Genomic DNA, 20,092 nt, shown 5'->3' with positions numbered 1-20,092 from the left:
TGTTGAGGTTCCAGGACATTTTTACATGAAGATATCCTTTCTTGTGACCGTGATTCCAACTTCTCTCCGTTTTCAGGCACATATTGGCCTTGCTTGTTACCGAAGTTCCAGCTTTTTTCCGTTTTCGGGCACATGTTGAGCCTACTTGTTACCGAAGTTCCAGCTTTTCTCCGTTTTCGGGCACATGTTGAGCCTACTTGTTACCGAAGTTCCAGCTTTTCTCCGTTTTCGGGCACATGTTGAGCCTACTTGTTACCGAAGTTCCAACTTTTCTCCGTTTTCGGGCATATGTTGGCCTTGCTTGTTACCGAGATTTCAACTTTTCTCCGTTTTCGGGCACATGTTGAGCCTACTTGTTACCGAAGTTCCGGTTTCTCTCGGTTTTCGGGCACAAGTGGCCTTAATAACTGTAATTCTTAACTCAATAAACGATCAAAGTCCTGCAGCTCAGTGAGCTGCAGGACTTTTTTTCAACCAATCGGTGTGCATATTTCAATATAATGTCCATCCGGGTCTTCTGCGTAGGCAACGACCTGGCCCCATGGTTTTTCGGTTGGTTCGAGCAGGATCGGGACTCCGGCGGTGCGCAGTTTTTCTACGGCGCCCTGGACATCTTCTGTTGTGAAGCCTAACTCGAAGGTTTGTTCATTCCTGATTCCATCCGGGATTGGAAGCTTGGTAATTTCACGGCCGCTTTCCCTTGTGTTCATTGAAAGCACTGTGCTGCCTGTTTCATATTCGATATAGGTGCCAAATTCGTTTCGGAGTTTCAGGCCCAGCAGCTCGCCATAAAAATGCTTTGTTTTCTCCAGATCGGAAACATATAAAATCACGTATCCCATTTTCATTTCCATCGTCATCACCTCTTTAGTTTTACATTCGAGGTGGATTGGCCAGATTCCTTCATTAAAGTTCTCCCAGCTCGATAATTCTGGATCGCTTCCTTCGTGCAGGCATAAATCCCCTCGCTGATCAGTTTGCCTAGCGGCGAAGCTGTCCCTGCGTAGGAAATCTCTTCCCCCTGCTGGGTTGCGGCGATACAAATGCTGTCAGTTGAAATGCCGATGTTCTGTCCGGCAATCAACAGGTTGTTTCCTTCCAGCTCCTGCAGAGCGCTCATTTTTGCCTCAGCTGCAGTCATTGCGCTCTGGATAAACGCCTCTTCAGAGATTCGGCCATTAATGAACAGCCATGTATTGATATTCCTTGGGCTCTCGCGATGCGTATTGCCTGCCGAGACCATAATGAAGATCGATAATCCGTCAGCTTCGAAAAAACGGCGTGATGCGGTTTCCGCAGGAACAGCCGTCATCATCGCAACAGTCTCGCTCGGCAGAAAACCATTCGCCTGCAGATACTCAGCCATTTCTGCTTTATGGTCGCTGCAATTATAGTCCATTGGGACAACACGGTGTACAAAGGAATTGTGCCAGCCAATTCCTGCACCCGTTATTCCTGAAGACATTGTCCTTAATTTCATCGGTGACTTTAGTGTAATCCGGTCGAGACTGAATTCAAGAAACCTGGCATCTATTTTAAAATTGGCAGCTTCATTGCCGTCTGATTCGGGAACAAGCAGCAGCTGTGGCCGGGCGATTTCCGGGTGCGGGTGGTTTTTGATCTGTGTCTTATAAACAGCCTTGATTCGCTCTTCTTTTAAAACCTCAGAAGGAGTATCGACAATCAGCACCTCACCGTTATCCAGCAGCAGCAGCCTGTCACAATATAGCGAGGCAAGATTCAAATCATGGAAAATCGAGACGACTGTCAACTGCTCCTCTAAAGCCCATTTTTTCAGCAAGTCCAACAGCTCTTTTTGGAAGCTGAGATCAAGGTGATTCGTCGGCTCATCAAGCAGCAGAATCCTCGGCTGCTGTGCCAGTGCCTGCGCAAGATAGACCCGCTGCCTTTCGCCGCCGGATAGTTCAACGATCGATTTCTCCTGGAGATGGGTGATCCCTGTCTGGTCCATCACCTTGAGGACAATCTCTTCATCCTCATCACTCCAGCTGTGGAACCACCCTTTCTGGTGCGCATAACGGCCAAGCGAAACGGTCTCTTTCACACTATACGGGAAGGCCTGGTCAGAATGCTGCGGCAGGACTGCCATCATCCTCGCAAGCTGCTTCGGTGTATACTGGGTCAATGGCCGGCTATCCAGCTCGATGGCACCTTCCCGGAATTCCAAAGCGCCGCTGATCATTTTTAACAGCGTGGTTTTCCCGCTTCCGTTTGGTCCAAGAATTCCGAACAACTCACCCTTGCCAACCTCAAAGGAGATTTCCTTCAGCACCTCGCCGCCCGCATATCCGCCTGTCAAATTCTTCACTGTGATCATCGGCCAGCACTTCTTTCCCTGCGATTTTTCATTAAAATTAACGCAAAAACCGGTGCTCCGATTAATGCCGTGATTACGCCAATCGGCAATTCCGAGGGTGCGATGATAGTCCGGGATATTAAATCAGCAAGAATCAGGAATCCACCGCCAATCAGCACCGATAACGGCAGCAAATGACGATGGTCAGGTCCCCAGCCAGTCCTGGTCAGATGCGGAATGACGAGACCAACGAAACCAATCGTCCCCGATACAGCAACCGCTGAACCTGTTAAAAGGGAACCCGACAGCAAAATCAAAAGCTTCCGACGCTCGACATTGACGCCGAGATGCTGTGCCCGTTCCTCACCAAAGGACATTGCATTCAATTCCCTTGTATTTGCCAGTAAAATCACCAGACCAATCATAAAGAAAGGAAAAATGATTTTTATATACTCCCAGCCGCGCATCGATACGCTGCCGAGCAGCCAGCCAATGATTTGCCTCAGCTCTTCGCCTGAGAGAGCAATCATAAGCGAAATGAACGATCCGAGAAAGGAGCTTAAAATGATTCCCGTCAAAATAATGGTTTCCACCCTGAGCAGCCTGTCGACTTTCCGGGCAAAAAACAGCACAAACAACACAGTGGCGAATGCGAACAGAATGCTGAGCACCGGCAAGGTAAAGGCACCGATCAGCGGCAGTGAAAGGCCAAAAAACAGCGTAACGACAGCACCAATGGAGGCACCTGATGAAATCCCGAGCGTATACGGATCTGCCAGCGGATTTCGCAGCAGGCCCTGGAATGCGGCACCAGCGATCGCCAGTGACGCACCAACTAAGCCTGCCAGCAGCACGCGGGGCAGCCTGATTTCCATAACAATACTTGCATGCATGGGATCGATTCCCTGTCCCTGAAATCGGAAAATGTCAGCACCAATGATTTTAATGATAGCGGGTACAGGAATGGAAACCGTTCCGATTGATATTCCCAGCAGCATTGAGATGATCAAAAATGCTGCAGCAAAAACATATGCTAATCCTTTATTATTTAAAAACGTCCGGGTAAATGGCTTTTGCAAGTACCTCCGCTCCTTCAGCGAGCCTTGGGCCAGAACGGGTAACAAGATCGGAGTGGACATCGAATACCTGCTGGTCCTTGACCGCTTTTACATTGTTCCAGCCCTTCCGCGCAAGCACCTTCTCAACTGGCTTTTCCGTATAATATCCATAGGTTGTCACAATGACATCCGGATTACGCTCAACCATGACTTCCGGGTCGACTTTCGGCCAGCCTTCCATGTCACCGGCAGCGTTCTTCGCACCAATCAACTCAAGCATTTCATTGATAAACGTATGATTGCCGGCTGTGTAGATTTCCGGTTCAGGCGAGACCTCAACAAATACAGTCTTTTGCTCTTCTGGCTTAATGGATTCAGCTTTCTTTTTCAGTTCTGCGAAGCTGCTTTTCATCGAATCTACTAGCTCGGCTGCTTTTTCAGTCTCACCAATCGATTTTCCAATCATCTCGATTGACTGATACACTTCTTCAAATGACTGCGCATCATTCACCACGACAACCGCAATTCCTGCGTCCTTTAGTTGCTGCAGACCTTCTTTGGCCGTGTCTGCGGTGGACCCAGGGGCAAGGACAAGATCCGGCTTCAGCGAGATCATTTTTTCAATATTAAACTCGATTCCGCCGACTTTTTCCTTAGACATTGCTTCTTCTGGATAATTGTCGAAATCTGTGACGCCGACAATTGCGTCCCCGCTGTCAAGCGCATAAACGATTTCCGTGTTGCTCGGAATCAGGGAAATGATCTTTTCAGGCTTTTCTTCAATGACAACTTCTTCATCAAACGCATCTTTTACCGTGACAGGAAATCCTGTCTTCTGTTCCTGCGCGTTTTTTTCACCTTCCTTTTTTTCTGGCTGTGCATCAGTAGCGCAGCCAGCCAGGATCATGGCAGCCGCCACCCATATCAACAATAATTTCTTCATTTACTTCTCCTCCATTTTTCGATCAGCTTTGTCTAATCAGGCTGTTGATTTTCGTTCCAGGCGCTTCGCTTTCCGCGGGGCTGGCGCTGAGCCCGCAGGACACTGAATAGCCTCCTCGAGTTAGCCCACGCACGATGGAAATGCGTTAGCATTTTCGGAGGAGTCTACGCGACTTCCACTACAATCAACAGGATGCTAAGTACCAGCATTGTTCTTCAACAAAACTAATAATATAAAATAAAAAACATCTCCACCTGAAGGGGAGATGTCCGAGTAAGCAAATGTTTTATAAAAAAGACATAAAGCCTGTCGGCACCTCCCTATCCTCGTAGGTTTGCTTGGTGCAATGGACAGGCAGGTCTCCTGGCTCATGGTCAATGCTCGCTGCGCCTTCCCATACATTTGTACAGTGGCATGTTGCAGCTTGCTCCCATTTACAGTGGCGGGACCGCGTTGGATTTTCACCAACTTCCCTATTAAGTCTTGTTATAAAAGACACCTGTTCAGATCGTTATGTAATTTTCCGCTCCAACTCATTATACACGAATTGCCAAAAGTTGCTGCAAAAATTTTGTTTTTTCGACTTATTGTGCAAGCAAGCTCCATTCCTTCAACTTTTTATCGAAAACAAGTCTGCCGTCAGGATTGCTGCGGCTTGCTTCTTTATATTCATCCTGCATATCATCCATGTTGGCAAAATCTCCGATAATCCAGATCGGTATTTCAATCTTGTTGCGGTTCTGCTGGATATTCTTCAGCGAAAACACAGCCCCTTCCTTCAAGGCTGGTATCAGTGATTTCAGGATTTCCTTGCTTACAGATGGATAGGACTTCTTTTTCCGGATTCCAAGCAGCGTTTTTTCCGGTTTCATTTCTCCGAGTTTTCCTGACAGGACATTGCCAAGCATGCGGAAAAAGTCATTGAAATTGCGGTAATAGATCTTATTGAACCAGCCGTCCTCATTGGACAGGTACACAAAACGATTATTAAGCTGATTGTAAAAAGGCAGCTTCAAATGATGCTTGATATGCCCGAGATAAAGAAGTTCGGCAATTTCCTGGGCCGTCAGCACATTCAGTGCTTCCACTTCCTCAAAATCAATCCAGCAAAAATCCCCATATGCATGTACATTGGCTCCTACCAGCTTTTCGGCACTATCTCCTGGTACATACTCAAATAAAGTATGCCTGTTGAATTCGCCATCCTCATAGCGATGCTTCAACAGCAAAAGATGGTTAAATGGATCAGGCAGCGACCTCGAAAATTCATGGAATTCGATTCCGTGCGAAAGTACATAATGGTCCCGTTCGTTCATGTGGAGATATAATAAATCCCTGCTATAAGGATGGTTCTTTTTCAACAGCAAAACCTCCCGGAAAATTCTAAGCTGCAGAATGCCAGCGGCTCCGTACAAATGACGCTTCTTCCATTCTAACAAAAACGGTGGAAAATATCTTATTTTGAATCCTCAAAAACATAATTATTATCCACCTTTCCGATTAAAAGAATCCCTTTTCAAAAGAAACTAAACCCTCCTGTCATTCGTCTAATACTTATAGGGACATATTACCTGCTCAGGGATTGTGAGGATAATATTCGTCTGCTAGCATAAAATGGTAATACATTCTCGTACAGGCGAAAGATACCTGGTAAACGATTATTGTAAAAATGATTTTGGACAGGGTGTAGCAAATGGATAAATCCACAAAAAAATTCGACCGCTTTGATTGGACGTTAACACTTCTCTTATTGCTGTTTTTTCTGACAAGCTGTCTCGCCATTTATAGCGCCCAGAAGACCGGGCAATATGTTGGCCAGAACTTTTTATATAAGCAAATATTCTGGTATGTCGTCGGTTCAGGTATCATTGCAGTAGTAATGATGTTCGACAGTGAACAATACCGCAAGCTCTCCTGGTATTTATACGGCTTCGGAGTTTTCCTGCTCGTCTTCCTGTTTTTCGCTCCTGCCAGCATTGCCGAAGAAAGAAACGGGGCCAAAAGCTGGTTTTTCATCGAGCCATTCGGTTCAATCCAGCCTTCTGAATTCATGAAAGTCTTTTTGATTCTTGCCTTGAGCAGCGCCATCTATACCCACCATAAAAATCATCCTAGAAAGACACTCCAAACAGATTTCCTGCTGTTCATCAAGCTTGGCCTTATCACCGCCTTACCGTTAGGGATGATCATGATGCAGCCTGACCTCGGAACTTCCCTGGTCGTGATTGCGATTTTCACAGGAATCATCCTAGTTTCAGGCATTACGTGGAAAATCATCCTGCCTCTCTATGGCGGTGGAGCTGTACTTGGGGCCGGCATTCTGTATCTCGTCATCTGGAAGCCTGAGATCCTGAAAAAATACCTGGGGGTAAAAACGTATCAGTTTGGGCGCATCTATGCCTGGCTTGATCCGGAGAGCTACCCGGAATATGGCTACCATCTGCTAAAATCCCTCAGTGCGATTGGCTCTGGCATGCTGACTGGAAAAGGTCTCAATGGCAGTGAAGTCTATATTCCTGAAAGCCATACAGACTTTATTTTCAGTGTCATTGGCGAGGAATTCGGCTTTGTCGGCGGCAGTTTTGTCATTAGCCTGTACTTTCTGCTTATCTACCATCTGACAAAAACGGCACTGGATACGAATGACCCTTTCAATACCTATATTAGTGCAGGTGTCATTAGCATGATTACTTTCCACGTCTTCCAAAACGTCGGAATGACCATCCAGCTGCTGCCGATAACGGGAATCCCGCTGCCTTTCATCAGTTATGGGGGAAGCTCGCTTATGGGCAATATGCTGGCGATGGGGCTGATTTATGGAATCCGGTTCCATCATAGAACCTATATGTTTGCCTCAAGAGACAGGAGTTTTGATCTATGAAGCTAGTAAGCAATTATCGTGATAATAATGTTTTGAGGGGAAGTTTCATCCAGCTTGCCTCCGACATTTTCGGACTTGATTTTACCAACTGGCATGAAAAAGGGTATTGGGGAAGTCGATATATTCCGTTTTCCTTTACGGATGGCGGTCGGGTGATCGCGAATGTATCGGTCAATGAGCTTGAGTTGATCATAGCTGGAAAAAGCCTCAAAGCCCTGCAAATTGGTACTGTAATGACGCATCCTGATTATCGCCATAGAGGGTTGTCAGCAAGTCTGATGAACCATGTGCTGGCCGAATATGAGGGAAAGTATGATTACGTGTATCTGTTCGCCAATGACAGCGTGCTTGATTTTTACCCGAAGTTCGGTTTTGAACGGGTTGAGGAGCACCAGTTTTCAACGATAATTCCTTCTAATACAGACCGGGCAGGATTAAGGAAACTGGAGATTCCGGCAGATCTTAAGCAGATTGAAAAAATTGTTTATGGGAGAGCGCCAGTTTCCCAGGCCTTTGCGACTGCAAACTCTGGCGGCATCACCATGTACCATATCCTGAATGTTTTTCCCGACCATCTTTATTATGCTGAGAAAGAGGACGCGATTGTCATTTTCACGGAAGAGAACGGTCAGGTCCAACTGTATGATGTAATCAGCACCTCGCCGGTGAATATCACCAATATCCTTCCTGCAGGGGAAGTTGTCTTTCATTACACACCTGACTACAAGGATTTGGACTTTCGATCACTTCCTTTTAAACGGGACGGAGAATTATTTGTAAAAATTGGCATCGGACAAGAGTTCCCGCGTTTTTTCAAGCACCCTCTCACATCGGAGGCATAAATGAAAAAAGGCTGAGACCAAGCTTACGGATTTGGTTTTGAAGTAGAAAACATCAAATATCAGTCTGAAGACTGGCAGCCACTTATGGATTGACTTGTTAAAATGTCTGCAGGTTTATATGCTGAAGCCATAAAAAAGAGACCGTTATAGAACTATCGGTCCCTTTGTATCCATATATTATCTCACCAACTAACGCTCACCTTTTGTCACTTCACATTTTTAAAATAATCTTCCTGAAGGAGCCCATATACAGCACAATCCTTATAATGATTCTTGGCATTTCGAATCATGTGCTTAAAGGTTCCTTCTTGTTCCATTCCCACTTTACGCATTATTTTTCCAGAGGCTGGATTATCAGTATTATGTGATGCTGATATTTTGTGAATGTTCATATGTCTAAAGCCAAATTCAATGACAGCTCTTAATGCCTCAGTTCCATACCCCTTGTTCCACCAGGAGTAACCGATTGAATAACCTACTTCACAATTCTCAGTCATACTATCAAAATTGAAGAGGTCAATAGCTCCAATCAATTCACCACTTGCTTTCAGTTCTATACCCCAATAACAGAAATCCTGGGTATCATATTTACTTACGATTTCTGTTACCCTCTCAATAGTTTCTGCTAAAGACTTGTGTGCACCTTTTATAAGATTATCCATTACTCGATCATCTGAAAGCCAATGATCAAATATACTTTGAGCATCAGAAAGTTCAATCTTCCGAAGAACTAATCGATCCGTTTCTAATCTGGATGTACCATAATAATTAATCATTTTCTCACCCGCCTGACCAAATCATATCAATCACTAATATTTTCTTCACCTTACTCTGAAAACCCTTCTTCACCTAAACTGCTAACGTTTAAGTGTATAACTTCACAAAATAACTTAAACAATTCCATAAACGCAAAAAACGCACAGCAAGTCAATTTTTGCTGAGCGTTTTCAAGTGGGAAATTACATAGATTTTGTTTGCTGATTAAGTTGCAAATTGGTGTGTGCATTTAGTTTTTCTACTCCTAAACCGAATCCATTAAGACCAAGCATCAGCCTTTTTCCATTGCCTTTGCCCTGATTTTACCTATGGCCCTTACAAAGAAGTACACAATGAAGATTCCCATGAGTACAAGCCCGGTTTTGTTCAGGTCAACCAGCTTCAGAACAGCTCCTGCCAGCGTGACAATGTACAGCATCCCTAACATCGCATTCATTTCTTTGTTTTCAAAATATGCAGTCATTCTGGCACCGAATTGAGCGCCGACTAACGCACCGGCAATCAGCATCAAACCAATGAAGTAATCGATTTGTGTGTTGACCGCATAGGAAATGAAACCAACTGAGACGATGAGCAGCACTGCAAACAAACTCGTTCCGACTGCTTTTTTAGGATTGAATCCCAGCGAGGTGATGATAAGCGGGACAATGATGAAGCCGCCTCCTACTCCAAGCGATGCCGAAACAAAGCCGCCGACGAACCCAACTGCTAAAAGCTTTGGTACCGAAAAATGAGCGGGTGCGGGATTCTCTCCGTCTTTCTTTTTGCCCTGGCGAATCATTTTTATCGCAAAATAAGCGAGCAGCACAATATAAAGGAACGGAATGACAATGTCATCCCAGCCCCGCGCTTCAAGAGCATATACAATCGGCCGGGCCAGCTGTGTCGCGACAATCCCGCTTAGCCCCATGATCAGTCCCTCTTTCCAGAGGATATTTTTCATGCGGATGTGAGCGGCAATCCCTGACATTGATGTGCCCACCGTGAAAAACAAGCTCGTCGTGATCGCTTCAAGCGGCGAAAAACCAATCAATAGTAAGATCGGTGTCAGGATAAAACCTCCCCCAACTCCGAAGAAACCCGACATTACGCTGATCAATCCGCCCAGCAGCAGAAAAGGTATATATTCCATAGACAACATCCCTTTTATAGACTATTTCCTTTTTTAGGATACCATTAATAATTGGCTCTTGCAGAATTATAAATGGTATACTTCTAATTAGGCTCAATTGACACTTACTATAACAATTCAAAGGAGATACTGTTTAATGTCTGAATGGATTCACTCGATTGAAGAATGGCTGCTTGAATTTGGTTCATGGGGATTATTCTTCGTCTCTTTCCTGGAATCTTCTTTTTTCCCGATTCCTCCCGATGTTTTGCTGATTCCGATGGGGATCTCCAACCCTGACAAGGCTCTCTGGTATGCCTTCATCACCACAACCGGTTCCGTGCTCGGTGCCCTGCTTGGCTGGTATATCGGCAAAAAAGTCGGCCGTCCCATCCTTCGATATTTTATAAAAGAAGAGAAAATTGTCCTGGTCGAACGCTATTTCGAGAAATACGGTGCAATGGCCATCCTGATTGCCGGCTTTACACCTATTCCATATAAAGTCTTCACGATTTTTTCCGGAATCTCAAACGTCAAGATTCCTACACTCATCATCTGGTCCATCATCGGCCGCGGCCTGCGCTTCTTCCTTGAAGCAGCCATCATTGTTGCACTGGGCGACAAAGCCATGCCGTTCATCGAAGAAAACTTCGCAATGCTGACAATTGCCCTCGGAGCTGTCGTGATTATTGGATATTTGATTTATATGTATCTAAAAAGATCGAAGAAATCATAAAGGTTCATAAAAAATGCTTGGAGCCTAGATGGGCTTCAAGCATTTTTTATAGTTGATCGTTAGTTGTAGAAAGCCATCATTTTTCGAATCTAACTAACGTTTTTTCTGGTATTTCAATCTGGTCAATATCAAAGTTATTGATTTGGAAGATGATCTCACCCTCTCGCTTATCCTTTTCTTCTCCAATCCAACAACTATACAGTTCAAAATAATCCCCTTTTACAAGATAGTTGTTCATTCTATTACAAAGTTCTAACAGCTTTACTTTTGATTCAGCACATGTTTCTTGGTCCATATATTCCGAAATCTCAATTCCCCAGTGACTTGATACCTCGTAAACATAAGGGGTAGTCAACTGATATTTCTTTACATTTTGGAGTTCTCTTTCTCCTGCAAAACAACTTCCAATGTAAAAAAAACCACCTGAAGATCCATCATCGTTTATTGATAATTCTATATTGCAGCCAATGTAGGAAGCTAAACTCATTCTCAATCAATCCCTTGGTAACCTTTTTAAACTACTCTACACCGTTTATTTAAAAAGAATGAGGAAAATTTTCGGTCGCACATTGGGCATAGCTTGCACCCGATACTAAACTTAATTTATAAAGGACAGTATTTATTTTTTTGTCTATTAGACGTTCTGAGTTTTCAGACGGTCCTATTTTCAGGCAACCTTGCCGCTGCAATAATTGGAACCATTTACAACACATCTTCTTTTACCAAATCAATTTTACGAAAATAAAGACCCTCTAGAAAGTATACAAACTAAATTGAAATTTGGGAGGATTATTACTCTGTTTTAGAGAAATGGTTCTCGTTAGGACCAATATAGTAGGGCATTTTAGGCGATAACTTAATTTTGGCTGGGAGTGATTGATTTGAAAATTGCCATTTTGTCTGATATTCATGAAGGTTTAAACCGGAAAAATACCGGTACTGATATTATGACTGTGCTAAAAAGATGGATTGAAGCCCATTTACCTGATGTGTTCATTTTAAGCGGTGATATGACCGCAGGCCCTAAAAAAACCCTTGATCTTTTAAATCAATTACAAAGTGATTTTCCACAAACCAGGGTTTTATTTGTGCATGGAAACCACGATATTTATTATGAGGATTCAAAAACCTCTTACGAAATACTGCTTGAGTTTCCAGGTAATCTTGGAAGTGGACCAATTGAGTTAAACAATGATTGGGTGATTATCGGCGATGGGGGCTGGTATGATTATACTTTTGGAGTAAAGGGTTATACGAGAGAACAATTTGCACTCGGGAAGTTTAATAAATTCACTTGGCCAGACAAGCTATATGCAAATTGGCCCGGTCAGGATCAGGATGAAACTGAGCGTTATTGTGAAAAGTTAGAGGGGTGGCTAAGTGCGTATAGCGGGAAAAATATTATCATGGTCACACATTTCGTCCCTTTTCCCAAGTTTGTTATATATAAGGACGACCCTAGCTGGGACTTTTTCAATGCCATGATGGGCAGTTCACGTTTCGGGGAATTAGCAGTGAAATATGGCGTGAAAAAATATATTTTTGGCCATATTCATAGACGATATCACGAACAGTATAAAGGAATGGAAATCATCTGTAACCCGTTAGGCTACTACCCTCACGAATGGGACTGTGAATCAGTGGAGGAAGAGATTTTTTCAAGAGTTAAAGTTATAGAAATTTAAGAAAGATGAAAATGTATTGATCTGTCCATAATGATTCTTAATTCAGTCATTCTAATCCAGTCAATAGATTACTGAATAATGGCTTTTTAAGCACAGTAAGCCACAATCCTATTTGACTGCTGCAACACCTAATGCATAATGATTGAAAAGTAGTCCTTTACTAACTCAGATTGTAGTTCCTCGCAATTAATTATAAGAATTATTTCTGAGTGCTTACCTTTCAGTAGTCGTTTCTTTTTCTTCAAAATTACTTCCGTTTATAGTCTGATAGAAAATCCAAAAACAAAACTAAAATGGGGGCCTATATATTGAGGACTTTCGCTACGGCGAGGTCTGCATGCATGCTTTCGAAGAATTTACAGGGTAGTGATTGGTTTTTATAATTCAATGGTATGTATAACCGGCCAGACCTAACTAGACAATATCCGTAGAAGGAAGCCGGCCCAGAGTTTCTTTTCGGGTCATTATTCAATCTACCTTTTATATCTAACGTTAAAATGGCGGAATCATATTAAAAGGCCAAATCTCATAGGATTTGGCCTTTTCTTTGTGGATTTACCGTCTTCTGCTTCGCTTTCGCAAAAACGATGGAATCTCAAGCGAGTCATCTGGCTGCTTGGTACCCCGATCGTAATTCGCGGGCTCCTCGTAGGCAGGCGGATTACTGTAGTTGCCCGATTGGCCATAGTTTCCGGACTGGCCGTAACTGCCGGTTTGGCTGTGGTTTTGAGCTTGGCCGTAATTTCCCGTTTCTGCATAGGCAATACGCTCTCGCTGTCTCGATTGAGAGTTGTATTTCTCACGTGAATTGGCAATCATGTCTCCAGGACGGCGTGATGTGTTCGTTGGCTGTGCTTCCTCAATATCATGATCGAAGCCGGTCGCAATGACGGTCACCATGATTTCATTTGTCAGGTTTTCATTGATGACCGACCCAAAAATCATGTTAAGCTGGTCATCTGTTGCCGCTGCCACAATGTCGGCGGCTTCCTGTACTTCATACAAACTAAGGTTCATGCCGCCTGTGATGTTCATCAGCACTCCTTTCGCGCCATTGATGCTTGTTTCTAGCAATGGCGAGGAAATGGCCTTTTTGGCAGCATCGGCAGCACGGTTTTCGCCTGAAGCGACACCGATGCCCATTAGCGCCGTTCCTTTGTTTGACATGATCGTTTTCACGTCAGCAAAGTCGAGGTTGATCAAGCCTGGCACGGCGATCAAATCTGAAATGCCCTGGACACCCTGCCTGAGAACATTGTCTGCCTCACGGAAGGCTTCAATCATCGGCGTTTTCTTGTCGACGATTTGCAGCAACCGCTCGTTTGGAATGATGATTAACGTATTGACGGCTTTCTTCATCTCTTCAATTCCGGCTGCCGCATTTTGTGCCCGCTTGCGGCCTTCAAAAGTGAACGGACGAGTCACCACTCCAATTGTAAGTGCACCAAGTTCACGCGCTATATGGGCAATCTCCGGCGCAGCTCCGGTCCCTGTTCCGCCTCCCATTCCGGCAGTTACGAACACCATGTCCGCACCTTCCAGAGCATCCCTGATTTGCTTCCTGCTTTCTTCAACAGCCTTTCTGCCGATTTCAGGATTGGCACCGGCCCCCAGGCCCCTGGTCAGCGAACCGCCGATTTGCATAGTGACCTCTGCTTTTGACATGTTGAGAGCCTGCGCATCTGTATTCACAGAAATGAACTCTACTCCCTGCACACCGTCCTCAATCATCCTATTCACGGCATTATTTCCGCCGCCGCCTACACCAATTACTTTTATAGTCGCAAATTGATCGATATTAGTATCGAATTCTAGCATATATAGTCCCCCTAATTAGCTTCTGATATTGCCCCCTATTTCTCACTATACCTATAAAATTCTCCACTGGCTTGGAAATTCCGTCTTTTCCTGCGATTTGTTAAACAAATGTAAACCTACAGTAATAAAGTGTCATTCTTGGTGTAAGTGATGCACCAGGCATTCGGTAAGAGTTTAGGAATAAATCTGTGAAGAAATACACTTAAATTATCCTGCTTATCGAGTAAAATACGAGCTGCTAAAAAGAAGTTTTCTTCACAAACTTCTTAGGTATAAAAATAAAATGCGATGCCCTTTAAAGCATCGCAACATTTTACCAAAAAAGTTCTACCTTAATTCTAACTTAGTTGATTCCACTTTTAGAGTCTCTCTATTTGTAAATAGTGATTTTAATTTTACTTCCCTTGATTATGACAGTTTTAGGATCTTGAACCTAAAACAATTATCTATTTTCCCTCAGTTTTTTCGTTCATTACCCCTTTTAAAATTCCCAGTTATCTTCGCCATTACGATTTGCTCTTCCGTTGAATTTTCAGCAGCATTTATTCTCTTTAGGAACTTCTCCGCTTCTGTACCTTTTAAGATCTTTACCTGCCGACCATAATAATCCAAAAAGACTGTATTATCTTTTGTCACTCGAAAACTAAAAGGTTCGTCACCTAAACGATTTCTTCTATCGATATTATTCATTTAAACTTTTATCATCCTTATACAAATTTAGTATTTAAGAATTTAAGCTTAATTGCCGAATTTAGATCAGATTTTCTCAAATATAGAAAGCCCACATTTCTTCTTAAACATTCCTGCCTGGTATGAATTCAACAAAAAAGTACTTACTCACCTTTAATCCACGCACTCGTTATTTTTCTAATAATGCTTTTTTCTTACTCAAATGACTCGGCAGTATCAATCATTTTTTCCTTGGTCCCATTTTCTTCTGAATAGGATGTCAAAATGTAATGGTAATCACCATCAGTCCAATGAAGCGAGGATCCAGGTCCTTTTATATAGAAACCGTTATCTCCGTTAACCATAACAGCCTCTTTGTTTTGAAGATTTTTGTATTCAACCGGGGGTGGTTGAATAGTCAATGAAAACAGCATTCCTCCTTCTTTTCCTTTGAATATCACTTCGATTATATTTGTTTCGTGAGGAGGGATAACTCGTTCGTACTCTACTATGGTCATAGGAAATTTAGTCGGAAGCTTTGGCGCGATTCCTTCCTCTTTTAATTCCTCTTTTAGTGTCGTGTGGTCAAACCTTTCCTCTTTCTGACTGCATCCCAATACGATAAAGGGGACTAATAAAAATAACAAAGATAATACCCTTTTCATGGACATACCCCTTTCAAATACCTTAAGGATATTTATTTACTCAAAATCCCAATTAGAGTAGTTTATTTAATGTATTCAATCAACCAACAATCCCGATATTCCCCTTCATGGAGTTCACGTTTTGGGAGTAGTTTTACTTTTTTGAAACCAGATTTTTCATAACATCTTAAAGCCCTCTCATTCCTAACTTGAGGGTCCATAACTAATCGGTCAGCTTTTTTATGATTAATTAGGAATTCAACCATAGAGGTAACAAGTAATGTGCCGATTCCTTTATTCCAATATTCTGCTTCACCTATGAATTGATCGATCCCATAAATATTTCCATTTAAGTATCCATATACATTTTTAGTGTCACTATCTAAATTATAATATTGGATATATCCAATTTCCTTACCATCAAATTCTACAATACATTTAACTGTATCATCTTCAGGATTGTAAAAAACATCATTTACTTTCCCTATATCAAATGGGTTATCTCTTCCTTCATAAAATTCAAGAACAGACGGGTCTGAAAGCCACTTGGATAATATATAATTATCCTTTACTTCTAATTTGCGTACTTTTAAATGACCGTTTTGGAAAAGCATAAAAATTACCCCTCTTATTAAATTTTCCCGGACCATCCTTTCAACCAATACTACTTCAACGGGCTTTCAATTTTATGATCTAATGCCTCTGCCTGGCTCATAAAGGAATCCATATTGGCACTTATAGTCAACTTCAATCCTAATCCAACTTCACGAAGTGTTTTCCGTAAGTCTTCAAAGTTCTGTTTATCCTCTTCTGTTAATTCTGTAAAGCTATACAATTCATCATGTGGATATTGATTTAATTTGGAATACAAATGTCCAAGGACTTCCTTATCATTTTCCGAGAGCGTTCCTAATTGTTCTCCAGTAGTGATTCCAAGCCAGATACCATTTAATACATCGTCTAATTTGGCTGTAACCAGGTTTGGTTCAGGCCATTCATCATCCATTTGGTGGGCAATCAGGCCTTCCAACTCTACTAAGTTATTTTGGACCTCTGTAACAAGAACTTGCTCCTTTACGAAGTTCATCTTCATCATTCCCCAACCAACAATCATGACGAGTATTAGGTTTAACCCTATCGAAATACTGAGAAGTAATTTTCTTCTACCGCCCAATCAGACTCCTCCTTAACTATTGGAAAGACGTCGTTCCCATCCTTGAACGTCTTCACTCATTACTCCCATAACAAAAGCCGCCAAAACGGCAGCCGATCTTCAACATTGCAACGGTTAGCAAAAGTGCTTCCTATTTTCTTAATTCTTCAGACAAACCGTCATCATTTCCGTATTCGAACCTGGCGATTTTCCCTTCTTCTTTTGGGGAGAAAGAAACTTTTCCTTTTACATTCGCGGTATTTTCTTCACCGCTTTTCTTATAACCGACGATGGCAACGAAGGTATAAAGATTTTGATTATCCTTGTTTTGCTTGATCGTGACGTCCTTAAGGGTTAATTCATATTCATTTTCGTAAGCAAAGGTCTGATATTGAGTACCCATTGCGGTTGCTATGAAGAAATCGAGCCCGGATTCTGTAAAGTAGGGGCCATAAACTTCTTCTACATACTGATCAAATTCTTTGTTTTCTTCTTTATTATTTACAACAGTCTTATATTTAGGATTCCACATGAGGTCCATATATTCGTCGTCTGGACCGGTAAACTGGTGTTCAAGAACTTTGGTGATTGCTTCTTTCTTACCCTCTTCCGATTTCGAACATGCTGCCATGAAAAGCCCCGAAACCATCAATAAGAGGATGATGACCCTCGTTTTTTTCATCATACCCAATCCCCCTTTATAGAAGTAATACGCTTCGAAAAGACAAAAGTTTCAGATTATTCAATTTCGGGTGGCTGTTATTTATAGGAGTCAATGTGCTTCGGTTAGTTTAGGCCATTAGTAATTGGGTAGATTAAAGTATGTTTGCTTGCTAACTAAGGACTGGATTCATAGGTGTTTAGCTGTATCTTGTTTCAGATTAATCCTTACACATTAAACAGCCCGCCATGGACGTCCTAATACAATAAGGAGTGAGAAATTTGAATAATACTTTTTACAATGGCTGGGATAGCATTCTTGGCAAATTGCCGAACGTGCTGATTGCACTTGCTGTTCTCTTGGTCGGATGGCTGGTTGCCAAGATCATCGAAAAGGCGGTTTATAAGGGACTGCAGAAAACCAGCCTCGATAACAAGCTTTTTTCGAATGTGAACAATAAGAAATATTCTGCTGAAAAAATCATCAGCAAGATTGTCTATGTACTGATTCTTGTTTTTGTCTTCATCATGTTCCTGAATATACTGGATTTATATGTTTTGACTGAGCCGCTTGTTGGGATGTTCTCAACGATTGCCGCGGCGATTCCAAATATCCTGAAAGCAGGCTTGATCCTGTTATTTGCATGGCTGATCGCATCAGCATTGAAATTCTTGATTCAAAAAGGCGGCAAGAAGCTTGGTGTCCATGAGAAATTAAGCAAGTACAAGCTTACGGAGGACAACCAGCAAACGACAAACGCTGTAGATACGGTCGCGAACATCGTATTCTACCTAGTTTTGCTGATGGCTTTGCCAGCCGTATTGTCTGCACTGAATCTTCGCGGAGTTTCTGAGCCATTTGAAAATATGATCGAGGGAATCCTCTCCTTCATTCCTAAATTATTCGCGGCAGCGCTGATTCTTTTAGTTGGCTACTTTGTTGCCAAAATCGTCCGCGATATCCTGACGAACTTTTTGCAAAGCATTGGCACAGAAAAATTAGTCCAGCGTTTTGGACTGTCCCGTTTATTCGAAGGCACAAGCCTTTCACGCGTGATTGGCACAGTTGCTTTTGTACTGATTTTGATCCCTACCGTCATCGCTGCTCTTGAGCGTCTTGATGTGAAAGGAATTTCTCAACCGGCAATCGCGATGCTCAATGACATCCTGACGATGATCCCGAATATCGTTGTTGCCATCATCCTTGTCATGATTGGACTATGGCTCGGAAAATGGCTGAAAAAATTCACGGCTGATTTGTTAGGAAGAATTGGCTTCGACTCTTATTTTAAAGGTATGGGTCTGGCAAGCACCACAGGCCGTCCCAACTCATTAAGCCTGTCCGAAGTAGTCGGCTATATCGTACAGGTCATCGTTGTCCTGTTGTTTGTGGCTGAAGCATTGAATGTAGTCAAACTTGATTTCTTCGTCGACCTTGCACGCGGTGTGATTGCGTATCTGCCGCATGTCATCGCAGCGATTGTCATCCTTGGTGTTGGCCTGTGGCTTGGCAGCCTTGTGAAGCGAGTGCTCAGCAGCATCCTTCAGGGTGATTCTTCCAATGTGCTGGCAACGGTCGCAAAATATGCGATTATCACCATCACCGTCTTTATGGCGCTGGATCAGCTTGGAGTCGCACCAGCAATTGTAAATGCGGCGTTCATCCTGACGCTTGGCGGACTGGCACTGGCATTCGGTCTAGCATTCGGGCTTGGCGGCAAAAACTTTGCTTCCAAGTACCTGACAAAGCTTGATGATAAAATTGAAAGAACCAGCATCGACCAGGAAGCGGTCCAGCAGCAGAAAATAAAAAAGAACAACCCGAACCCTGCGACACCGCCAAACTTGAATAACCTGAACCAGAGTCCTGGTACAACCAACATGACTGAGCAGAACTCAGGTTATCCGCCAAATTTGAATAACCAAAACCCTGGAACTCCCCCGAACTTGAACAACCATGGCGGAAACAATAACCCAATGGACCCTGATAATGATAACAATCCGTTGAAGCCATAAAAATAAGCAAAAAAAGCTCAGGAATTGAACTGCATCCCGTTTAGACTTAATCGGGATGCAGTTCAACATTCTCTGAGCGTTATTTATGTATTTTGCTTTGAAACAGCCTGCAGCATATGGAGTTAGCGGGTTTAATTCTTTATTCACAAATCACCTCTAACGTCAACCTCGTTGACAAAACTAATCATAAGTGTTATTATAAACTTGGTTGACAATTTTATGTAGGGGTGAGCAAATGTTTAGTATAGGAGATATGGTGATCTATTCAGCACATGGCATTTGTAAAATTGATGATATCTGTGAAAAAACAGTGTTAGGTGTGACAAGACCGTACTATGTATTACACCCAATGAATGACAATCATCAATTGACTCTAAGTGTTCCAGTTCATAGTGATAAAGTAGCCCTTCATGAAATGGTCCAAAAAGAAGATGCCCGGGAGATTCTTGATTCCTTTAGGTATGCAGGAATTGACTGGAATGACAAACCCAATATACGACATAATTTATATTCTAAAGTTGTAAGCAACGGAGACAGAATCGAGATTGCTGGACTCATCAATACCCTCATGCGAAAAAAAATCGAAGCCGAGCAGAATGAAAAAAAGCTTTACGAACAGGACAGAAAAATATTGGATACTATACAAAGCATCCTTTTCAAAGAAATAGCCATTGCTCTGGATACCACTGTTGAAAGAATACATGAGCATGTCACAGGGCTGTTGAAGGAAAGTAATCAGGTAGTTAACTAAGGGACGGTCTTATGCTTCCAAAAGGAAGCAT

Annotated in this window: 20 protein-coding genes and 1 riboswitch; of the genes, 6 read left to right on the top strand and 14 right to left on the bottom strand. The window is 42.7% G+C overall.

Annotated features, from left to right (window positions below):
* Positions 1 to 470 precede the first annotated feature (470 nt).
* The 5 genes from QNH36_RS01205 to QNH36_RS01185 form a co-directional block, all read right to left on the bottom strand.
* Positions 471 to 854 (bottom strand): VOC family protein, encoded by a 384-nt coding sequence (locus QNH36_RS01205; RefSeq protein ID WP_144481190.1) that lies wholly within the window; start codon positions 852 to 854, stop codon positions 471 to 473.
* Positions 855 to 859: 5 nt separating this feature from the next.
* A complete protein-coding gene (locus QNH36_RS01200) occupies positions 860 to 2,338 on the bottom strand; it encodes a heme ABC transporter ATP-binding protein (protein WP_144481192.1) in 1,479 nt (492 codons plus the stop codon).
* Positions 2,335 to 3,396: a FecCD family ABC transporter permease gene (locus tag QNH36_RS01195; protein ID WP_283904486.1), complete on the bottom strand. Its 1,062-nt coding sequence runs from the start codon at positions 3,394 to 3,396 to the stop codon at positions 2,335 to 2,337. Before QNH36_RS01195 ends, QNH36_RS01200 begins: the two co-directional genes overlap by 4 nt.
* The gene (locus QNH36_RS01190; protein ID WP_283904485.1) at positions 3,362 to 4,318 is read right to left on the bottom strand and encodes an ABC transporter substrate-binding protein; all 957 of its coding nucleotides are present in this window, start codon (positions 4,316 to 4,318) and stop codon (positions 3,362 to 3,364) included. Before QNH36_RS01190 ends, QNH36_RS01195 begins: the two co-directional genes overlap by 35 nt.
* Before the next feature lie 336 nt (positions 4,319 to 4,654).
* A riboswitch (cobalamin riboswitch) is annotated at positions 4,655 to 4,836 on the bottom strand.
* A 66-nt stretch (positions 4,837 to 4,902) separates the two neighbouring features.
* On the bottom strand, positions 4,903 to 5,679 hold the full coding sequence (locus QNH36_RS01185; protein WP_144481198.1) for a hypothetical protein: 777 nt from the start codon (positions 5,677 to 5,679) through the stop codon (positions 4,903 to 4,905).
* Between the two features lie 332 nt (positions 5,680 to 6,011).
* Between QNH36_RS01185 and QNH36_RS01180 the strand changes: the two genes are divergently transcribed.
* Together QNH36_RS01180 and QNH36_RS01175 are read left to right on the top strand one after the other, a co-directional pair.
* Positions 6,012 to 7,199: an FtsW/RodA/SpoVE family cell cycle protein gene (locus tag QNH36_RS01180; protein ID WP_283904484.1), complete on the top strand. Its 1,188-nt coding sequence runs from the start codon at positions 6,012 to 6,014 to the stop codon at positions 7,197 to 7,199.
* A complete protein-coding gene (locus QNH36_RS01175) occupies positions 7,196 to 8,041 on the top strand; it encodes a GNAT family N-acetyltransferase (protein WP_283904483.1) in 846 nt (281 codons plus the stop codon). Before QNH36_RS01180 ends, QNH36_RS01175 begins: the two co-directional genes overlap by 4 nt.
* Before the next feature lie 206 nt (positions 8,042 to 8,247).
* On the opposite strand, the gene QNH36_RS01170 is transcribed toward QNH36_RS01175, so the two are convergent.
* Entirely contained in the window at positions 8,248 to 8,817 is a 570-nt protein-coding gene (locus QNH36_RS01170) for a GNAT family N-acetyltransferase (protein ID WP_144481204.1), read from the bottom strand.
* Positions 8,818 to 9,089: 272 nt separating this feature from the next.
* Positions 9,090 to 9,950, bottom strand: a complete 861-nt coding sequence (locus QNH36_RS01165; protein ID WP_251544807.1) for a sulfite exporter TauE/SafE family protein — start codon at positions 9,948 to 9,950, stop codon at positions 9,090 to 9,092.
* A gap of 136 nt (positions 9,951 to 10,086) precedes the next feature.
* Between QNH36_RS01165 and QNH36_RS01160 the strand changes: the two genes are divergently transcribed.
* Positions 10,087 to 10,665: a YqaA family protein gene (locus tag QNH36_RS01160; protein WP_251544808.1), complete on the top strand. Its 579-nt coding sequence runs from the start codon at positions 10,087 to 10,089 to the stop codon at positions 10,663 to 10,665.
* 76 nt (positions 10,666 to 10,741) lie between these two features.
* On the opposite strand, the gene QNH36_RS01155 is transcribed toward QNH36_RS01160, so the two are convergent.
* Positions 10,742 to 11,152: a hypothetical protein gene (locus tag QNH36_RS01155; RefSeq protein WP_144481209.1), complete on the bottom strand. Its 411-nt coding sequence runs from the start codon at positions 11,150 to 11,152 to the stop codon at positions 10,742 to 10,744.
* A 394-nt stretch (positions 11,153 to 11,546) separates the two neighbouring features.
* On the opposite strand from QNH36_RS01155, the gene QNH36_RS01150 reads away from it, so the two are divergent.
* Positions 11,547 to 12,350, top strand: coding sequence for a metallophosphoesterase (locus tag QNH36_RS01150; protein WP_283904482.1), 804 nt, complete (start codon positions 11,547 to 11,549; stop codon positions 12,348 to 12,350).
* Positions 12,351 to 12,905: 555 nt separating this feature from the next.
* On the opposite strand, the gene ftsZ is transcribed toward QNH36_RS01150, so the two are convergent.
* The 6 genes from ftsZ to QNH36_RS01120 form a co-directional block, all read right to left on the bottom strand.
* A complete protein-coding gene (gene ftsZ, locus QNH36_RS01145; RefSeq protein WP_251544810.1) occupies positions 12,906 to 14,168 on the bottom strand; it encodes a cell division protein FtsZ in 1,263 nt (420 codons plus the stop codon).
* Between the two features lie 456 nt (positions 14,169 to 14,624).
* A complete protein-coding gene (locus QNH36_RS01140) occupies positions 14,625 to 14,858 on the bottom strand; it encodes a hypothetical protein (protein ID WP_144481212.1) in 234 nt (77 codons plus the stop codon).
* A 194-nt stretch (positions 14,859 to 15,052) separates the two neighbouring features.
* Positions 15,053 to 15,502: a hypothetical protein gene (locus tag QNH36_RS01135; RefSeq protein ID WP_144481213.1), complete on the bottom strand. Its 450-nt coding sequence runs from the start codon at positions 15,500 to 15,502 to the stop codon at positions 15,053 to 15,055.
* Positions 15,503 to 15,564: 62 nt separating this feature from the next.
* Positions 15,565 to 16,095, bottom strand: coding sequence for a GNAT family N-acetyltransferase (locus tag QNH36_RS01130; RefSeq protein WP_144481214.1), 531 nt, complete (start codon positions 16,093 to 16,095; stop codon positions 15,565 to 15,567).
* A 50-nt stretch (positions 16,096 to 16,145) separates the two neighbouring features.
* Entirely contained in the window at positions 16,146 to 16,655 is a 510-nt protein-coding gene (locus QNH36_RS01125) for a hypothetical protein (protein WP_283904481.1), read from the bottom strand.
* Positions 16,656 to 16,785: 130 nt separating this feature from the next.
* Entirely contained in the window at positions 16,786 to 17,319 is a 534-nt protein-coding gene (locus tag QNH36_RS01120) for a hypothetical protein (RefSeq protein ID WP_283904480.1), read from the bottom strand.
* Positions 17,320 to 17,576: 257 nt separating this feature from the next.
* Between QNH36_RS01120 and QNH36_RS01115 the strand changes: the two genes are divergently transcribed.
* Positions 17,577 to 19,310 (top strand): mechanosensitive ion channel, encoded by a 1,734-nt coding sequence (locus tag QNH36_RS01115; protein ID WP_283904479.1) that lies wholly within the window; start codon positions 17,577 to 17,579, stop codon positions 19,308 to 19,310.
* A gap of 235 nt (positions 19,311 to 19,545) precedes the next feature.
* A complete protein-coding gene (locus QNH36_RS01110) occupies positions 19,546 to 20,061 on the top strand; it encodes a CarD family transcriptional regulator (RefSeq protein WP_144481218.1) in 516 nt (171 codons plus the stop codon).
* Positions 20,062 to 20,092: the final 31 nt, after the last annotated feature.

The organism is Mesobacillus sp. AQ2, assembly GCF_030122805.1.
GTDB classification, from domain to species: domain Bacteria; phylum Bacillota; class Bacilli; order Bacillales; family Cytobacillaceae; genus Mesobacillus; species Mesobacillus oceanisediminis_A.
The sequence above is the reverse complement of the archived record's forward strand: the minus strand, read 5'-3'. Positions and strand labels throughout refer to the sequence as shown.